Source organism: Stenotrophomonas sp. TWI1149, assembly GCF_039673155.1.
In the GTDB taxonomy this organism is placed as follows: domain Bacteria; phylum Pseudomonadota; class Gammaproteobacteria; order Xanthomonadales; family Xanthomonadaceae; genus Stenotrophomonas; species Stenotrophomonas maltophilia_AA.
This window is the reverse complement of record NZ_JBDJLB010000001.1, coordinates 371,774-388,809: the sequence shown is the minus strand read 5'-3', so window position 1 is coordinate 388,809 and position 17,036 is coordinate 371,774. Positions and strand designations below refer to the sequence as shown.

At 67.9% G+C, this 17,036-nt stretch carries 14 protein-coding genes; 7 read left to right on the top strand and 7 right to left on the bottom strand.

Features of this window, described 5'->3' with window-relative positions; genetic code table 11:
* Positions 1-151 precede the first annotated feature (151 nt).
* From ABE424_RS01955 to ABE424_RS01930, 6 genes are all read left to right on the top strand, one after another.
* Positions 152-2,347 (top strand): TonB-dependent receptor, encoded by a 2,196-nt coding sequence (locus ABE424_RS01955; protein WP_346492731.1) that lies wholly within the window; start codon positions 152-154, stop codon positions 2,345-2,347.
* 159 nt (positions 2,348-2,506) lie between these two features.
* Positions 2,507-3,742 carry an MFS transporter gene (locus ABE424_RS01950; RefSeq protein ID WP_346492749.1) on the top strand — a complete coding sequence of 412 codons (1,236 nt, stop codon included), beginning with the start codon at positions 2,507-2,509 and terminating at the stop codon, positions 3,740-3,742.
* A gap of 101 nt (positions 3,743-3,843) precedes the next feature.
* Entirely contained in the window at positions 3,844-4,410 is a 567-nt protein-coding gene (locus tag ABE424_RS01945) for a TetR/AcrR family transcriptional regulator (RefSeq protein WP_346492730.1), read from the top strand.
* Positions 4,407-6,092, top strand: coding sequence for an MFS transporter (locus ABE424_RS01940; protein WP_346492729.1), 1,686 nt, complete (start codon positions 4,407-4,409; stop codon positions 6,090-6,092). The genes ABE424_RS01945 and ABE424_RS01940 overlap by 4 nt, the downstream gene beginning before the upstream one ends.
* Before the next feature lie 8 nt (positions 6,093-6,100).
* Positions 6,101-7,285 (top strand): HlyD family secretion protein, encoded by a 1,185-nt coding sequence (locus tag ABE424_RS01935; RefSeq protein WP_346492728.1) that lies wholly within the window; start codon positions 6,101-6,103, stop codon positions 7,283-7,285.
* 10 nt (positions 7,286-7,295) lie between these two features.
* The gene (locus ABE424_RS01930; RefSeq protein WP_346492727.1) at positions 7,296-8,027 is read left to right on the top strand and encodes a hypothetical protein; all 732 of its coding nucleotides are present in this window, start codon (positions 7,296-7,298) and stop codon (positions 8,025-8,027) included.
* A gap of 379 nt (positions 8,028-8,406) precedes the next feature.
* Here the strand turns inward: ABE424_RS01930 and ABE424_RS01925 are convergent, their stop codons facing one another.
* The 7 genes from ABE424_RS01925 to creB all read right to left on the bottom strand — a co-directional run bounded on the left by ABE424_RS01925 (position 8,407) and on the right by creB (position 16,122).
* Positions 8,407-8,892, bottom strand: coding sequence for a Fur family transcriptional regulator (locus ABE424_RS01925; RefSeq protein WP_019184450.1), 486 nt, complete (start codon positions 8,890-8,892; stop codon positions 8,407-8,409).
* 16 nt (positions 8,893-8,908) lie between these two features.
* Complete coding sequence (gene gltX, locus ABE424_RS01920) at positions 8,909-10,312, bottom strand: glutamate--tRNA ligase (protein ID WP_346492726.1); 1,404 nt, start codon at positions 10,310-10,312, stop codon at positions 8,909-8,911.
* Between the two features lie 118 nt (positions 10,313-10,430).
* A complete protein-coding gene (locus ABE424_RS01915) occupies positions 10,431-12,017 on the bottom strand; it encodes a M20/M25/M40 family metallo-hydrolase (protein WP_346492748.1) in 1,587 nt (528 codons plus the stop codon).
* 94 nt (positions 12,018-12,111) lie between these two features.
* Positions 12,112-12,549: a hypothetical protein gene (locus tag ABE424_RS01910; protein WP_179459424.1), complete on the bottom strand. Its 438-nt coding sequence runs from the start codon at positions 12,547-12,549 to the stop codon at positions 12,112-12,114.
* A 9-nt stretch (positions 12,550-12,558) separates the two neighbouring features.
* Positions 12,559-13,878 (bottom strand): cell envelope integrity protein CreD, encoded by a 1,320-nt coding sequence (gene creD, locus ABE424_RS01905; RefSeq protein WP_346492724.1) that lies wholly within the window; start codon positions 13,876-13,878, stop codon positions 12,559-12,561.
* 94 nt (positions 13,879-13,972) lie between these two features.
* Positions 13,973-15,430, bottom strand: coding sequence for a two-component system sensor histidine kinase CreC (gene creC, locus ABE424_RS01900; RefSeq protein WP_346492723.1), 1,458 nt, complete (start codon positions 15,428-15,430; stop codon positions 13,973-13,975).
* Positions 15,431-15,432: 2 nt separating this feature from the next.
* Complete coding sequence (creB, locus tag ABE424_RS01895) at positions 15,433-16,122, bottom strand: two-component system response regulator CreB (RefSeq protein ID WP_346492722.1); 690 nt, start codon at positions 16,120-16,122, stop codon at positions 15,433-15,435.
* Between the two features lie 45 nt (positions 16,123-16,167).
* Between creB and rlmJ the strand changes: the two genes are divergently transcribed.
* On the top strand, positions 16,168-17,025 hold the full coding sequence (gene rlmJ, locus ABE424_RS01890) for a 23S rRNA (adenine(2030)-N(6))-methyltransferase RlmJ (protein WP_346489978.1): 858 nt from the start codon (positions 16,168-16,170) through the stop codon (positions 17,023-17,025).
* The last annotated feature ends 11 nt before the right edge of the window (positions 17,026-17,036 follow it).

Sequence of the window (17,036 nt, the reverse complement as noted above, 5' to 3'; positions counted from 1 at the left end):
TCCAGCAGGGTCGGCGAAGCGTTATGGAATAATATAACATCAATCCTGACGCGCACCCTGCCTCCCCTGACTTGCCCTCCCCCGTTCCGCTACGGGATTCGCGCGCCCCACCATTGATATATTGTAACAATTGACCGAAGGCCCTTGCCCTATGCGCTCCAGCTCCCTCCTGCTCACCCCCCACGCCCTGTCCCTGGCCCTTGCCGCCGCGATGCTGCCCTCGCTGGCAAGCGCCGCCGACGCCCCCGGCAGCCATCGCGACGGCCACCTGACCGAACTGTCCACCGTGAAGGTCACCGCTTCGCCGCTGCAGGGCGATGCCGAATCGCTGGCCCGCCCGGTCGACGTGCTGGCCGGTGAACGCCTGGACGAGCAGAAGGCCGGCACCCTCGGCGACACCGTGGCCAAGCTCCCCGGCGTGCAGAGCACCTTCTTCGGCCCCGGCGTCGGCCGCCCGATCATCCGCGGCCAGGAAGGCCCGCGCGTGGCGGTGCTGTCCAACGGCATGGGCAACATGGATGCCTCGACCGTCAGCGCCGACCATGCCACCAGCATCGAGCCGTTCCTGGCCGACCAGATTGAAGTGCTGAAGGGCCCGGCCACGCTGCTGTTCGGCAGCGGCGCGATCGGCGGCGCGGTCAACGTGGTCGATGGCCGCATCGCGCGCGAACTGCCGGACCGTCCGCTCAGCGGCCGCGCCGAACTGCGTGGCAATTCGGTCAATGACGAGCGCAGCGGCATGTTCCGCCTGGACGGTGTCAGCGGCAACGTGGTGCTGCATGTCGACGGACTGGTCCGCAACGGCGATGACTTCCGCATTCCCGGCTACGCCGTGATCGATGGCCTGGAAGACCACAGCGGCCACGACCATGAGGAAGGCGACACCGACGAACCGCGCCGCGGCCGCCTGGACAACAGTTCGATCCGCACCCGCGCCGGCGGCGTCGGTGCCACCTGGCTGGGCGACGAGGGCTACTTCGGCGTGTCCGCCAGCACCTACCGCACCAACTACGGCATTCCCAACGGCGCGCACGTGCATGCCGACGACGACCATGATCATGACCACGATCACGACCATGGCGACGAGGAAGAAGGCGACGAGCATGACGTCCGCATCGACATGGTGCAGAACCGCTTCGAAGCCAAGGGCGGCATCTACCAGCCGACCTCGTTCCTGAAGAACATCAATCTGCGTACCGCCTACACCGATTACGAGCACACCGAACTGGAAGCCGGCACGCCGGCCACCCGCTTCACCAACCGCGGCATCGAAGGCCGCCTGGAAGCGGTCCAGGAACAGATCGGCGGCTGGGACGGCGCGTTCGGCCTGCAGTTCGGCAACAGCGACTTCGGCGCCAAGGGCGAAGAAGCCTTCGTGCCGGACACCGGGACGAAGAACATCGGCCTGTTCGTGCTGCAGGAAAAGCAGTTCGGCCCGTTCAAGCTGGAACTCGGCGGCCGCCATGACCAGGTCAAGCTCGACCCGACCGGTGACTACCGCGCCCGCAAATTCGATGCCACGAATCTCTCCGCGGCCGGCATCTGGACGCTCAATGACGCCGTCGACCTGCGCTTCGGCATCGACAGCTCCGAGCGTGCCCCGACCAACGAAGAGCTGTACGCCGCCGGCGCGCACATCGCCACCCGCTCGCTGGAAATCGGCGATGCCAACCTGAAGACCGAACGCGGCCAGCGCGTCGAACTGGGCATCCACACCCACAGCGACCGCGTCGATTTCTCGGCCTCGATCTACCAGACCAGGTTCAAGGACTTCATCTACCTGGCCGACACCGGCGTGGTCGAATCGCTGCCGGTCCGCCTGTGGACCCAGCAGGACGCCACCTTCAAGGGGGCCGAAGCCGAAGCCCTGTTCCATCTCTTCGAAGGCAACGCCGGCGACTGGGACCTGCGCGTGTTCGGCGACTACGTCAAAGCCGAACTGGATGGCAGCGGCAGCCGCAGCGTCGATATCGCCGTCCCGCACGGTGACCACAACCACAACTACACCGTGGACCTGGCCAACACCGGCTACCTGCCGCGCATCGCCCCGGGCCGCGTCGGCGCCGACCTGCGCTGGTCCAGGGACGGCTGGCGCGCCTCCGTCGGTGCCGTGCGCTACAGCAGCCAGAAGGATGTCGCCCAGAATGAGGACCCGAGCAACGGCTACACCCTGGTCGATGCCCACCTCGCTTACCGCTGGGACCGGACCGACAGCAACAGCTACGAAGTCTTCCTGGATGGCAACAACCTGACCAACCGCGAGGTCCGTCCGCACACCTCCCTGCTGCGCGACTATTCCCCGCTGCCGGGCCGCGGCGTCGCGTTCGGCATCCGCGCTTACTTCTGATCGTTTGATCGGGCGTTGGTTTTACCCGAGGGGGGCCGCAAGGCCCCCTTTTTTGGTGCGCGGCCATCGGCGTGCTATGCCCTGCCCGCACACTGTGGCAACGTGCATGCCGAGCGTGCCGTTCGGCCACGCCCTGCCTGCCGGAGCCGACGCATGAGCATGTCCACCGCCGCGACCCGCGCGCCTTCCATGCATTGGGGCCTGCTGGTCGCCGCCTCCGCCATCCTCATGGTCACCATGGGCGTCCGCCAGACCTCCGGGCTCTATGTCGACCCCATCCACCGCGGCACCGGCGTCAGCATCGTCGAGATCAGCTTTGCGCTGGCCATCGGCCAATTCGTGTGGGGCGCGGTGCAACCGGTGTTCGGGGCCGTCGCCGATCAGCGCGGCGCCCTGCCCGTGCTCATCTTCGGTGCGCTGCTGCTGGCGGCCGGGCTGCTGCTCGCACCGCTGCTGACCAGCCCGCTCGGCATGACCTTCACCCTCGGCCTGCTCATGGCCGCCGGTGCCGGCGCCGGCAGTTTCTCGGTGCTGATCGGCGCCACCGCCCACCGCCTGCCCGCCGAAAAGCGGTCGTTCGCCGCCGGCCTCATCAATGCCGGCGGCTCGCTGGGCCAGTTCGTGTTCGCACCGCTGGTCCAATGGATCATCGGCACCGCCGGCTGGGCGCGCGCCATGATCACCATGGCGGTGATCACCCTGCTCTCGGTTCCTCTGGCCTGGCCGCTGCGTCGTCGCAGCGGTGACCACGCACCCGCCGTCGGCGCCACCGATGAAGGTGGCCTGCGCGCACAACTGCGCGTCGCCCTGCGCGATCGCAGTTACTGGTATCTGCATCTGGGCTTCTTCACCTGTGGCCTGCACATCGCCTTCCTGGTCACCCATCTCCCCGGCGAGATCGCGCTGTGTGGCCTCTCGCCCACCGTCGCCTCCTCCTCCATCGCGCTGATCGGCCTGTTCAACGTCGCCGGCAGCCTGATTGTCGGCGCCCTTGGCCAGCGCTACCGCATGAAGTACCTGCTGTTCTGGATGTACGCCAGCCGCGCCGTGATGATCGGGGTCTACCTCGTCGCCCCGCCCACACCGCTCACGTTCTACGTCTTCTCCGCCGCGCTCGGCTTCACCTGGCTGGCGACCGTTCCGCCCACCGCAGGCCTGGTCGGCAAGCTGTTCGGCCCGCGTTACCTCGGCACCCTGTTCGGCCTGACCCTGCTCTCGCACCAGCTCGGTGGCTTTTTCGGCGCATGGCTGGGCGGGCTCGCCCTGGCCCACACCGGCAACTATCTGTGGATGTGGTACGCCGACATGGGCCTGGCCGTGCTCGCCGCGTTGATCAACTTGCCGATCCGCGAAGCCCGGATGGGCGGCTGTCACGGCGTGCCCGCCCCGCGCTGAGCTCACCCGCCGTCGACATTGCCCAGCGCGCGCCAACCCGCCCGCGCCAAACCCGACACGCCCCCCTTCCGCGCCGGACAGTTGTGTCCGATGATGCGCGCATGCCTACCCAACGTGCCGACGCGGCCGCCCGCCGCGCCCAGATCCTCGACGCTGCCGATGCCGTGTTCGGCCAGCACGGCGTGACCGCCCCGTTGGACCTGGTCGTCGAGCGTGCCCAGGTCGGCCGCGCCACCCTGTACCGCAACTTCCCCGACCGCAGCGCGCTGGTCGAGGCCCTGCTCCAGCGCACCGTCAACCGCATCGCCCGGCAGGTACAGACCCTGGGCGACCGCGACGACGCGCTGTTCGAGGTGCTTGAGAGCATGGCCAACCGCATCGTGCAGTCACCGGCCCTGTCGGACTACTGGCGCGCCGTCGATCCCGACCAGATTCCGATCCGGGCCGCGCGCGAGACCATTTACGAACTGCTGCGCGAGCCGATCGCGCGCGCGATCGCCGCGGGCCTGTGCCGGCCGGATCTGGAAACGACGGACATTTCACTCATCTCAGGCATGCTGGGAGCCGCGCTGCGTGGCAAGACGCGTGACGAACGCGCCCGGCTGGTCACGCGCGCCCTGCAATTGCTGCGTGGCGGATTGCGGGGGCCTGCCGACGGGGAGGGATGATGTCGCAGTACCTCAAGCCGGTTCCGGACTGGGAGGAGCACGAAAAACCGACCCTGCCGGGCTCGGCCTCGATGCCGTGGCATCCGCCGCACCGACGCGTGGCCTATGCGCTGGTCGCCCTGCTGGTCGGCATCACCGGCGGCCTGGGCAATGCACTGGTCAGCGCCAACCTGCCGTTCCTGCAGGGCCAGCTCGGGCTCACCCCGGCACAGGGCAGCTGGCTGGTGGCGGCCTATGCGATGGTCAACGTGACCGCCAACCTGCTCGCCTTCAAGTTCCGCCAGCAGTACGGCATCCGCCTGTTCGCCGAGATCGGGCTGGGCCTGTATGCCGCCCTCGCGGTGCTGCATCTGTTCGTCGGCACGTTCGAGACCACCGTGCTGATGCGCGCGGCCAGCGGCTTCGCCGGCGCGGCCTGTACCACCCTGGGCACCCTGTACATGCTGCAGTCGCTGCCGCGCAGATACACGGGCAACCTGCTGGTGATCGGCGTCGGCATCTCGCAGCTCGCGGTGCCGATCGCCTGGCTGGTCTCGCCCGGGCTGGTCGACACCGGGCAGTGGCACAACCTGTATCTGTTCGAAGCCGGCCTGGCCCTGTGTGCGTTCGCCGCCGTGGTCGTGCTCAAGCTGCCGCCCGGCGCGCAGATCAAGGCGTTCGAACCGCTCGACTTCCTGACCTTCGCCCTGCTCGCCCCCGCCGTCGGCCTGCTGGTGGTCGTGCTCGCACAGGGGTATACGCGCTGGTGGCTGGACACCCCGTGGCTGGGCTGGGCGCTGGTCGCCTCGATCGCGCTCTCCACCACCGCCTTCATCATCGAGCATTACCGCCGCAACCCGTTGCTGCAGACGCGCTGGCTGGCCAGCCTGCCGGTGATCCACTTCATCATCGGCGCGTTCCTGATCCGCTTCCTGACCACCGAGCAGTCCTACGGCGTGGTCGGCCTGATGCGCACGCTCGGCATGGGGCCGGACCAGATGCGCCCGTTGTTCGCGGTGATCCTGGCCGGGGTGATCACCGGCATGGCCGCCAGCTCGCTCACCTTCGGCCCGAAGCGGCTGATCCCGCAGTTGTTGATGGCGATCCTGCTGCTCGGCAGCGCCGCCCTGCTCGACCAGAGCCGCACCAGCCAGGACCGGCCACACGATTTCTTCGCCAGCCAGTTCCTGGCCTCGGTCGGCGCGGGCATGTTCATGGGCCCGCTGATCATGCTTGGCATCACCCAGGCCTTGAAGCAGGGTGTGGACCACATGATCACCTTCCTGGTCACCCTCTCGATCACCCAGACCCTCGGCGGCCTGGCCGGCTCGGCGGTGCTGGGCACCTACCAGCTGCACCGCGAGCAGGTGTACTCCAGCGCGCTGGTCAGCCAGCTGGACCCGGCCGACAACGTGGTCGCCCAGCGCCTGAAGCAGCAACAGCAGCTCTACGGCCGGCTGATCACCGACCCGGTCCAGCGCAGCGCACAGGGCACCGCACAGCTGGCCCAGATCACCCGCCGCGAAGCCAACGTGCGCGCCTTCAATGATGTGTTCGCGCTCAGCGGCCGGGTCGCCCTGATCTTCCTCGGCTGGTTGCTGCTGCTCGCGGTACGCACCGCCGTGCTCAAGCAATGGCGCAAACGCCACGCGCCGACACCTCCCCTTTCCGCGCCGACGCCTGGCAGCGTCGCGCCCCGATGAGCCCGCCCATGTCGACCCAACCGCCGCACGACGACGCCGCCCCGGAAAACGTCAACCCACCGCCGCCGACCGACGCCGCGCCCGCCCCTGCGCCGCCGCCGACGGCCGCGCCGTCGGGCGTGCCCAAGTACCTCAAACCCAGCCTGCGTGCCGTGATCATCATGATCGTGGTCGCGTTGATCGGCATCGCACTCATCCTCCGCGCCTGGTCACTGTGGCCGTTCGAAACGGCGCGGGTGACCACCGACAATGCCTACGTGCGCGGCCAGATCACCGTGCTCGCGCCGCAGGTCAACGGTTACGTCACCGAGGTGCTGGTCAAGGACTTCCAGCACGTCAAACAGGGCGAGCCGCTGCTGCGCATCGACGACCGCATCTACCGCGAGAAAGTGGTCCAGGCCGAAGCCGACCTGGACAGCGCGAAGGCCGCACTGGCCAACTCCGACCAGTCGCAGGCGCAGAACCGCGCTCAGATCCAGGCCGCCCAGGCCAACCTCTCCGCCGGCCAGGCCGAGCTGTCCCGCTCGCGTACCGAGCTGAAGCGCTACGAGGAACTCGCCGCCCAGCAGCTGGTCGCCCTCAACGACCGCGACAAGTTCCGCACCACCACGCAATCCGCGCAGGCCAGCGTGCAGCAGTCGCAGGCGCAGATCCGTATCGCCGAGGAAACCCTCACCTCCACCCAGGTCGCCCGCAAAGGACTGGAGGCCCGCGTCGAGACGGCCCAGGCCCAGCTGGAACTGGCCAGGATCGACCTCGCCAACACGGTGATCCAGGCCCCACGCGACGGCCAGGTCAGCGAAGCCTCGGTGCGCCTGGGCCAATACGTCACCGCCGGCTCGCAGCTGCTGTTCCTGGTGCCGGACACGCTCTGGGTGGTCGCCAACTTCAAGGAAGGCCAGACCTGGAAGATGCGCATCGGGCAGCCGGCCACCTTCACCGTGGATGCCTTCGATGGCCAGAAGCTGCACGGCCATATCGAACAGATCGCACCGGCCACCGGCTCGGAGTTCAGTGTGCTGCGTCCGGACAACGCCAGCGGCAACTTCACCAAGGTCGTCCAGCGCCTGCCGATCCGCATTTCGATCGACCCCGATCAGCCGCTGGCACCGCGTCTGCGTCCGGGCATGTCGGTGATCGTCAAGGTGGATACCGCCGCGGAAGGACGTGAGCCGGTCGAGGCGACGCCGTGATGCGGCTGCGATGAAGTTCAACGCACTCGCACAGAAGGCCGCCAAGGGCAGCGCACCGGCCTTCAAAGGTGGCGCGCTGGAGGTCGAACACCTGATCATCTTCGCCCTGGCCCACGGCGAGGAAGGCGCGGCGGAAATCGAGCGGCTGTCGGCACTGCATGGCTGGCTGGACGACGGCCTGCTGCCCGATGGAAGCCGCGTCGTGCCCTTTGGCCGATGGGCACGCGCCTGCGCAGCGTTCGCAAGGGGCGGCGTACCCGCAGTGCAGCCACTGCTCGCGGAACCGGCAATGGCAGACATCGCGATCGGCGTGCTCGAAAGCGTGCGGAGCGTCGACGCCGTGGAGGCGCTGCTCGCCTTTGGCGAAGACAGCGACTGGCGTGGCGATGACCCCACGCATCCCGCATGGAAGGCCGTGAGCGGACTGAACCTGCTGCTGTCCTTCGACGACGGGGTGCAGGTACCCGAAACAGCCCGGCAACGATTGCATCGAATCCTCGTGCGCGCCTGGAACGACGCGCCTACCGATCAGCTGCGCAGCCTCTGCCTGTATGCCCTGCGCGGCGCGACCACGCCCGAGGCACTCGCATGGGCACAGGCGCTGGTGTTGGACGCTCCCACACTCATCGCAGCGCGGAAGATGGCCGTCAAAACGATCAAGCGCCGCCTCGATCCAACGTACACGGCGCCCAACGCAATGCAGAAATGGCAGATCAAGCGCGCACGGAACAGCGCAACGTAGCCGACAGGCGTGACGTCGTCCGGCGCGTACGGGTCGAATGCCCTGCGCCCTTCCCCACCCCCATTCCGAAACCGTCGGGAAGCGAGCCGGGCAGCCTGGACCGGGACCGTTGGAGCGGCATGGGCCCGACGCATGCGTCGGGCGGGTTGGGCAGGACGCCCAACCCCGGTCTTGCCGTGTACGCAGGACTGCGTATACGCGCAAGCCGCTCACGAGCCCCCAGGGATGGGTTTACGGCGCGTCCAGCTCCAGGCTGCCCGGCTCGCTTCCGCAGTGGGAAACAGAGTGGCTGCTTTACAGCTGATCTCGCGCAAAAACAAAAAGCCGCGCAGGTGCGCGGCTTTTCAACATCGACAGCGTACCGACCAACGGTCGGTACCTACCCCGCACAGCGCGCGCACAGGCCATGCACTTCCAGCGTCTGCGCCTGCGGCTGGAACCCGAGCTCCTTCGCCCGCTTCTCCAACTGGCTGACAATCTCCTTGTCCTCCAGCTCCACCGCACTGTGGCAGCTGTTGCAGATCAGGAACGGCACCGAATGCTGCGCACTGCTCGGATGGTGGCACGCCACGAACGCGTTCACCGATTCCAGCTTGTGCACGAAGCCATTGGCCATCAGGAAATCCAGCGCGCGGTAGACGGTCGGCGGCGCGTCGGCACCGACGCCCTTGCCATTGCGTACCCACTCCAGCAACTCATACGCCTTGACCGGTTTCCCGGCCTCGGCGATCAGGCGCAGCACGTTCGCGCGGATCGGCGTCAGCCGCAGCCCGCGTTCCGAGCACACGCGTTCGACCACCTTCACGAAGTCGGAGGCATCGTGAACATGATGGTGCGGAGCGGTACAAGCGGTCTTTGCGGACATGCGCGGTCTCCTGTGGTCAGGCCGTCGGTACTTTAGTGAGTGCGACGTCGATGCGTTTCAAGGCCTCTTCACGCCCGGCCAGGAACACCGTCTGCGAAATGTCGGGGCTGACCTGGGTGCCGGTGATGGCCACGCGCAGCGGCTGGGCGACCTTGCCCATGCCGATCTCCAGCGCCGTTGCGACATCGTGCAGGGCGGCCGACACACTCTCCACCGTCCACTCCCCCGCCGCGCCCAACAGCTCGCGCGCCTTGCCCAGCGCCAGTTCCGCGCCCGGCTTGAAGTGCTTGGCCACGGCGGCCTCGTCGTACTCGGTCAGCGGCTGGTACCAGACCACCGCCTTCTCGGCCATTTCCTTCAGCGTCTGCACACGGTCGCGCAGCGCCACCACCACGTCCGCCGGCGCCGGACCGGCGTTCAGATCCAGGCCCAGCTTGTTCAGCTGGTAGACCAGGTGCGGGGCGATGCTGGCGGGGTCTTCCGTCTTCAGGAAGTGCTGGTTGACCCAGCCCAGCTTGGCCATGTCCAGGCGCGCGGCCTTGGAATTGCAGTGGGTCACATCGAACAGATCGATCAGCTCCTGGCGGCTGAACAGCTCCTGGTCACCATGCGACCAGCCCAGGCGGGCCAGATAGCTCAGCAGCGCATCGGGCAGGTAACCGGCGTCCTTGTACTGCATCACGTCGGCCGCACCGGTGCGCTTGGACAGCTTGGCGCCCTGCTCGTCCAGGATCATCGGCATATGGCCGAACTTCGGCACCGGCGCACCGATGCCTTCATACAGATTGATCTGGCGCGGGGTGTTGTTGATGTGGTCGTCGCCGCGGATGACCTCGCTGATGCGCATGTCCCAATCGTCCACCACCACCGCGAAGTTGTAGGTGGGGAAGCCGTCCGGACGGAAGATCACCATGTCGTCCAGCTCGCTGTTGGCGATCTCGATGCGGCCCTTGATCAGGTCGTCGAACACCACCGTGCCCTCGAGCGGGTTCTTGAAGCGGATCACGCGGTTCGGGTCGTCCCTGTACGGCAGGGCCAGATCGCGCGCGGCGCCGTTGTAACGCGGCTTTTCCTGCTTGGCCATGGCGGCCTCGCGCATGGCGTCCAGTTCTTCCCTGGTCTCGTAGGCGTAGTAGGCCTTGCCGTCGGCGACCAGCTGCTCGGCCACTTCCAGGTAACGGGCCACGCGCTGGGTCTGGTAGATCGGGCCTTCGTCATAGCCCAGGCCCAGCCACTCCATCGCCTCCAGGATCGCGTCGATCGCCCCCTGGGTGCTGCGTTCGCGGTCGGTATCTTCGATGCGCAGCACGAACTCGCCGCCGCGGTGGCGGGCCTCCAGCCAGCAATACAGCGCAGTGCGGGCGCCACCGATGTGCAGGTAGCCGGTGGGACTGGGGGCAAAACGGGTGCGGCAGGTCATGGAGGGCTCAGGGCGGGAAACGGAATCCCGGCAATTTTACCCCGCCCCGGCCGCAAACCGGGCACTCGTCGCCCGGCATGGCCGGGACCGCCCTCTCCGGGCGGTCCCGCGGTGCCTCTCAGGGCGCCAGCAACGGCTTGCGCGGCAGCTTTTCATCGCGCATCGCCGCGTTGTACACGAACGAGGCGACGATGGCGGCGGCCTGCTTCAGGTCTTCCGGCTCGGCGTGGTCCCAGGTGTCCAGGTTGCTGTGGTGGACGTTGGTGAAGTAATCCAGCCGATCCTGGATGAACTGGAACCCGGGAAGGCCGACGCGATCAAACGCGATATGGTCGGTGCTGCCGGTATTGCGGGTCGCCACGGTGGTCGCGCCGACATCATGGAACGGGGCCAGCCATGCCTCGAAGATCGGCACCGCGGCCAGGTTCTCCTGCGCATAGATGCCGCGGAAGCGGCCCGAGCCGTTGTCCATGTTGAAGTACGCCGAGAATCTGTCGTAATCGCGCTGGCGCTGCAGGGCGCCGGTCGGCTCACGCATCGAGGCCGGCAGCGTGAGCTGCGCCGGGTCGGTCGGCTCCGGGTAGCGCGCGAAGTGTTTGGACACGTAGTCCTGCGAGCCGATCAGGCCCTGCTCCTCGCCGCTCCACAGCGCCACGCGGATGGTGCGCTTGGGCTTGGCACCCACCGCCTTGAGGATGCGCATGGCTTCCATCATCACCGCCACGCCGGCGGCGTTGTCGGCCGCGCCGGTGCCGGTGTGCCAGGAATCCATGTGCGCCCCCAGCATCACGATCTCGTCGGCCTTGCTGCTGCCGCGGATCTCGGCCAGCGTGTTGTAGCCCGGCTGGTCCTGCGCATCGGTGAAACGCGCCTCGACATTCACGCGCAGCTTGACCGCCTGCTTCTGGTCGACCGCCCGCACCAGCTGGTTGTAGTGCTCGGCCATCATCGCCAGTTCGGGCACGCCGACCGGTTCACCGGCCTTGCGCGAGCCACCGCCGCCGACGCGGATGATGCCGTTGTCCCAACCGCTGATGCTGATCGTGGCCAGCACCCCCTGCTCGGCGAAGAAGGCGTTGGTGGCGCGGGTCAGCGCCTGCTTCTCCAGGTATTCCTTGGCCTTCTTGGCCCGGTCGGCCTTGGCATCGGCGACATCCTTGGGTACCACGAACACCTGCAGCTCGGCCAGGCCGGCGTCATCGTGGCGGTGCGAATCGGACGTGGTAGCCCGCTCGTAGTCACGCGCATCGTTGAGCAGCAGAATCTTGCCGGCCAGCTTGCCCTTGTACTGATCCAGGTCGGCCAGCTTCTTGATTTCGACCTTGATCACCTCGCCTTCGACCGGACCGCTGGTGCCCGGCGTCCAGGCCTTCGGCAGCGCATACAGCGGCGCCACGCGCGGGCTCAGCAGTTCCACGCTGGCGTTGCTGAATTCCCAGCCGCGGCCGAACGCGTCGAACGCCTCGTCGTGCACATTGACCAGGCCCCACTCGTTGAACTTGCTGCGGGTCCAAGTGTTGGCCTCGCCCATCGCGGGGGAGTTGGTCAGGCGCGGGCCGATCTGCTCGGTCAGATGGCTGAAGGTCGCCATCACCTGCGATCGGTGGAAGGCTTCCTGACGGATGCGGCTGACCATGTCCAGGTCCACCGTTTCCTTCGTCTGTGCATCGGCGACGCCGCTCAATGCCAATGCCACGCTCAACATGCCCCACTTGAACACGATTACCCCCGCCTTTCGGCCAGACCACGAACAATCCCCGAGTCTATCGAGCGCTGGCCCGGTACCCCCGGGCCAAGAGTCATGGTCCGTCCATCCAGCCGTACCAGAGCTGGCCGCGGGTCGGTAGCACCAGCAACCAGCGGCTGCGGTCCAGGGAGGCGCTGGCGTAGACCGGCGCATGCTCGGGCCAGTCGCCGGGCAAGCCGCGGATGCCGATCTCGCGCAGGGCCTGGGCACCTTCGCGCCACGGCCGATACTCGCCACACCACTGCGGCAGCGGCAGGCGCCCGCGCGCCTGCCGTGCCTGTTCCAGAAAGCGCAGTCCCTGCGCTGCGATCGCCTCGCAGGTGACCGGGGCCAGCCCGAAGCGGACCAGGCCCGGTGCCCCCTGCGCGCCCGGCAATGCCATCAGCGGCGACGGCCATCCCGGCGCCTCGCCGTCCAGCAGCGAGGCCACCTCCAGCCGGGCGGGGAGCGCCCGGCGCATACGTTCCTGAAGACAACGACGCCAGCTCATGGTCGGTCCTTACTTCAGGCTCGCGCCGAGTTCGTACCAGTCGACCCGGCGGGTCACCCACATCACCGCGGCCAGCACGCCGAACAGCAGCAGCGAGCCCATCAGCAAGGCGTTGTTCTCCGAGATCAGCAGTCCGTAGAGCGCGCCGTACAGTGCGCTGAGCATCAGCGCGAAGCCCAGGCCACGTTTCCAGCTTTTCAACACCCCGGCCAGGTACACGGTCTGGATGCCGATGCACGCCAGTGCCGAGAGCGCGTAGGCCTGCCAGAAGGCGATGTGCTCGGAGAGGCTGAGCAGCAGCAGGAAGAAGATCGCCAGTGCCAGGCCGACCATCAGGTACTGCAGCGGGTGGATGCGCAGCTGCTTGATCAGCTCGAACAGGATGAAGCCGACGAAGGTGAGCAGGATGAAGAGGATGCCGTACTTGCTGGCGCGGTCGGCCTGGGTATACACATCGACCGGATTGACCAGCTCCACGCTGACGGCTTCGGCGTCGATGTCCGGCCGGTTGCGCAGCTGGTGCTGGGCACGCGAGGCCAGCGAAGACACCGCCCACTGCGCGTCGAAACCCTGCGCGTCGACCCTGCGCTCGTTGGGCAGGAAACTGCCACCGAACAGCGGATGCGGCCAGGGCGAGCGCAGCGCGATGCGGCTGTCATCGCCGACCGGCACCACCGACAGCGACCGGGTGCCATCCAGCACCAGCTCCAGCTCGACCTTGCTGCCCTTGAGCAGCCCGCCGCGTGCATCCTCCAGGCCCGGCAGGCCGACATGCAGGCCGGTGCCGATGCCACTGACGCCGCCGGCATCGGGCAGCAGGTTCAGGGCATCGCCATCCACCCGCAGGTTCGGCGAACCCACCAGGCCGCGCACGTCGGCGATGCCCACGGTCAGGAACGGGGCGCCGTAGACGCGGCCCGCCTTCACCGGGTAATCGTCATCGGCGAATTCGGCGGTGACCGTGGCCTTCCAGCTGTAGACCGGCACGCGGAACAAGCCGACGCGGCGCTCGTCCGGCTGCATCACGCCGTCCACCTTCAGCGTCGCCGGCATCTGCAGCCACTGGCCCTGCTCGACCTGCTTCTCCTTCTTCTTGGTGCCGGCCGCATCCACCACCTCGACTTCGCGGGTCTCGGTCCACGGCACCACGCGGATCGGGCCGGTCAGGATCTGCGCGCCGGCGCGGCTCTGCGCCACGCGCTGGTATGCCTCGTCGCGGTACGCCTCGCGTTCGCGGATCACGCCCTTGATCAGGCTCAGCGGAATCAGCAGCAACAGGATCAGCCCGCCCACGATGGCGAACCGCAACAGCATCTTCAGGGATTTCATGACCCGTCCTCGGTTGGGAGGGGGCCAGCTTCCCGCGCGCCGGTGTGCGGGGTTTGTGCCGGGTTTGAAGTCTGTGTGAAGTGTGGCGCGGTGGTCAGCGCCGCGGCGGGACCGCGGGCAGCCGCGACGGCAGCCACAACACCGCCTGCGCGCCGCCGTAATCGCGGTTGCGCAGGCTCACGCGGCCGCCGTGCAGGCGCGCCACTTCCTGCACGAAGGACAGGCCGAGGCCGGAGCTGCGCTGGCCGGTGCCGGGACGCGCCAGCGAATAGAAGCGTTCGAACACACGGTCGAGCGCGTAGTCCGGCACGCCGCTGCCGCGATCGGCCACGGTCAGTGCGATGCCCTCGCCTTCCACACCCGCACCGAGGGTGATGGCGCTGCCGGCCGGCGAGAAAGCCACGGCATTTTCGAGCAGGTTGTTGAGCGCCTGGCGCAGCAGGTAGCCATCGCCCTGCACGCTGTCGGCCCGCACGTCGATCGCGATCCCAACCCCGGCCGCCTGCGCGCGTACCGCCACGGCGTCGGCGGCGGCCTGCAGCAACGGTGCCAGCGCGAGCCGCTCATGCTTCTGCAGCCAGCCGTACTGCTCCACCTCGGCCAGCGCCAGCAGTTTGTCGATGGTTTCGGTCAGGCGCTGCGCCTGGCCTTCGATGCTGCGTGCGAAGTGCGCGCGATCGGCATCCGGCAGCGGCTCCTGCAGCAGTTCCGCCGCGCCGCGGATCGCGGCCAGCGGGCTCTTCATTTCATGCGTCAGCGACTGCACGTACTGCTCGACGTAGGCCTTGCCTTCCAGCTTGCGGCGCATGGTTTCCAGCGCCTGGCCCAGATCGCCGATCTCATCGCGGCGCGGCTTGGGGGGCGGCACCGGCTCACCGGCACTGACCGCCTTGGCATAGCGGTTGAGCCGGCTCACGCCATGCATCAGCCACGCAGTCATCAGCAGGCCGATCAGTGCCGACAGGCCGATCAACCACGCGCCACGTTTCATGATGGCGCGCTGGCTGGCCGCGATGAACGGATCGATGCTGCGGTTGGGCTGGGCCAGGCTCAGCACGCCGATCAATCGTTGCCCATCGGCCGGATCGAAGATCGGCGCGGCCACGTGCATCACCGAGTGGGTATCGTCGCCCGGGGTTTCCGGGCTGGAACGCGCGCCGTATTCGCCACGCAGCGTGCGGTAGACGTCATTCCAGCGCGAGTTGTCGCGGCCGACATCGCGGCCGGTCGAGTCGTACACCACGATGCCCTTGGCATCGGTGATGGTGACCTGATAATCCAGGGTGCGTTTGGGGAACCGCCATACCATCGCCTTGGGGTCGCGCCGCTGCGCCCGGGCCAGGTCGGCGACGAAGCGGCCCTGGCGGATCTGCCCGGCCTTGAGATCGGCCGCGGCCATTTCCGCCAGCACGTTGGCCGCATCGACCAGCGTCGACTCCATCGCCTGGCGCACGCCCGGCTTCACTTCGTTGACGAAGATGCGCATCACGAAGAACGCGGCGATGCCCACGATCAGGAAGAAGCCCAGGAACAGTTTCAGGCCCAGCCGCATGCCTACACCTCCAGTGCGTAGCCCAGGCCACGGTGGGTGCGGATCGGGTCGGTCGCGGCGCCAGCGGCACGCATCTTGGCGCGCAGCGTTTTCACGTGCGTATCCACCGTGCGGTCGGCGCTGTCGGCGTCACTGTCCCACCCGCGGTCCATCAGCTGGGCGCGGCTGAGGATCGCGCCGGGGCGCTGCAGCAGGGCCGCCATCAGCGCGTACTCGTAACGGGTCAGGTCCAGCGGCTGGTCGCCGAAGCGGATCCGGCTGCCCTCGCGGTCGATCGAGAAACGGCCGTATTGCTGCCAGCCCGAGGTCTCCGCGGGCGCCGCCGACCGGCGCAGGCGCGCACGGACCCGCGCCACCAGCTCGCGCGGCGAAAAGGGCTTGGCCATGTAATCGTCCGCGCCCAGTTCCAGCCCGAGCACGCGGTCGAACTCGTCATTGCGGGCGGTCAGGAAGATCACCGGCACCTCGCTGAAGGTACGCAGCGTGCGGCAGACCTCGAAGCCGCTCATGTCCGGCAGGCCGACGTCCAGCACCACCACGTCGAACGCCTGCTGGCGCAGCCGGACCAGCGCCTCCCCGCCGAGCAGGCTGTGGTGGGCACCGTAGCCTTCGCTGCGCAGCGCATACAGAACGGTGTCGGCGATGGCGGTTTCGTCCTCGACCACCAGGACGTTGTGCAGGGGGTGGTTCATGCGCGCAGCATAGCCGCTGGGCCCGCCGCCCCGTACACTGCCCCGATGAATTACCGCCACGCCTTCCATGCCGGCAACCATGCCGATGTGCTCAAGCACATCGTGCAGCTTGCCCTGCTCGACACCTTCAAGCGCAAGGACAGCCCGTTCTTCGTGCTGGACACCCACGGCGGCGCTGGCCGCTACCTGCTGGCCAGCGAGGAAAGCCGCAAGACGCTGGAGGCCGAGGACGGCGTGATGCGCCTGATGGCCCAGCCGCAGCTGCCGGCGGTGGTCGAGCGCTATCTCAAGGCGGTCCAGGCCGACAATCCGGTCGGGGCGATGATCAGCTACCCCGGCTCGCCGTTGCTGACCGCCCAGACCCTGCGCGAGCAGGACCGCATGGCGGTCTGCGAGGTCCAGGATGCCGAAGCCGCCGCGCTGAAGGCGCTGTTCGCCCATGACAGCCGCGTCGCGGTGTACCACGCCGACGGCTACGCCCAGAACAGGAAGCTGCTGCCGCCCAAGGCCAACGGCGTGAAGATCGGCCGCGGGCTGGTCCTGATCGACCCGCCCTACGAGGGCCAGGACGCCGAATACCAGGCCATCATCGCTTCGGTGACGGAGATCCTGGGCCGCTGGCCGCAGGCGAGCTTCGCGATCTGGTTCCCGATCAAGCAGCGCCGGACCATCCTGCATTTCCTCCGCAAGGCCTGCGCCCTGCCGGTGAAATCGGTGCTGACCGCCGAGCTGTTGATCCGCCCGGACGACTCCCCGCTGCGGCTCAACGGCAGCGGCATGCTGCTGCTCAACCCGCCGTGGCAGTTCGACCAGGTCCTGGCCCCGGCGATGCCGGCGCTCAAGCAATACCTGGGCGAGGCCGGCGCCTCGACCCGCCTGCAGTGGCTCAAGCAGGCCGAATGACCCCTCCAGGC

Bases quoted from the DNA above. Each gene is read 5' to 3' on its own strand.
- ABE424_RS01955 (WP_346492731.1), top strand. From the start codon at position 152: ATGCGCTCCAGCTCCCTCCTGCTCACCCCCCACGCCCTGTCCCTGGCC.
- ABE424_RS01950 (WP_346492749.1), top strand. From the start codon at position 2,507: ATGTCCACCGCCGCGACCCGCGCGCCTTCCATGCATTGGGGCCTGCTG.
- ABE424_RS01945 (WP_346492730.1), top strand. From the start codon at position 3,844: ATGCCTACCCAACGTGCCGACGCGGCCGCCCGCCGCGCCCAGATCCTC.
- ABE424_RS01940 (WP_346492729.1), top strand. From the start codon at position 4,407: ATGATGTCGCAGTACCTCAAGCCGGTTCCGGACTGGGAGGAGCACGAA.
- ABE424_RS01935 (WP_346492728.1), top strand. From the start codon at position 6,101: ATGTCGACCCAACCGCCGCACGACGACGCCGCCCCGGAAAACGTCAAC.
- ABE424_RS01930 (WP_346492727.1), top strand. From the start codon at position 7,296: ATGAAGTTCAACGCACTCGCACAGAAGGCCGCCAAGGGCAGCGCACCG.
- ABE424_RS01925 (WP_019184450.1), bottom strand. From the start codon at position 8,892: ATGTCCGCAAAGACCGCTTGTACCGCTCCGCACCATCATGTTCACGAT.
- gltX (WP_346492726.1), bottom strand. From the start codon at position 10,312: ATGACCTGCCGCACCCGTTTTGCCCCCAGTCCCACCGGCTACCTGCAC.
- ABE424_RS01915 (WP_346492748.1), bottom strand. From the start codon at position 12,017: ATGTTGAGCGTGGCATTGGCATTGAGCGGCGTCGCCGATGCACAGACG.
- ABE424_RS01910 (WP_179459424.1), bottom strand. From the start codon at position 12,549: ATGAGCTGGCGTCGTTGTCTTCAGGAACGTATGCGCCGGGCGCTCCCC.
- creD (WP_346492724.1), bottom strand. From the start codon at position 13,878: ATGAAATCCCTGAAGATGCTGTTGCGGTTCGCCATCGTGGGCGGGCTG.
- creC (WP_346492723.1), bottom strand. From the start codon at position 15,430: ATGCGGCTGGGCCTGAAACTGTTCCTGGGCTTCTTCCTGATCGTGGGC.
- creB (WP_346492722.1), bottom strand. From the start codon at position 16,122: ATGAACCACCCCCTGCACAACGTCCTGGTGGTCGAGGACGAAACCGCC.
- rlmJ (WP_346489978.1), top strand. From the start codon at position 16,168: ATGAATTACCGCCACGCCTTCCATGCCGGCAACCATGCCGATGTGCTC.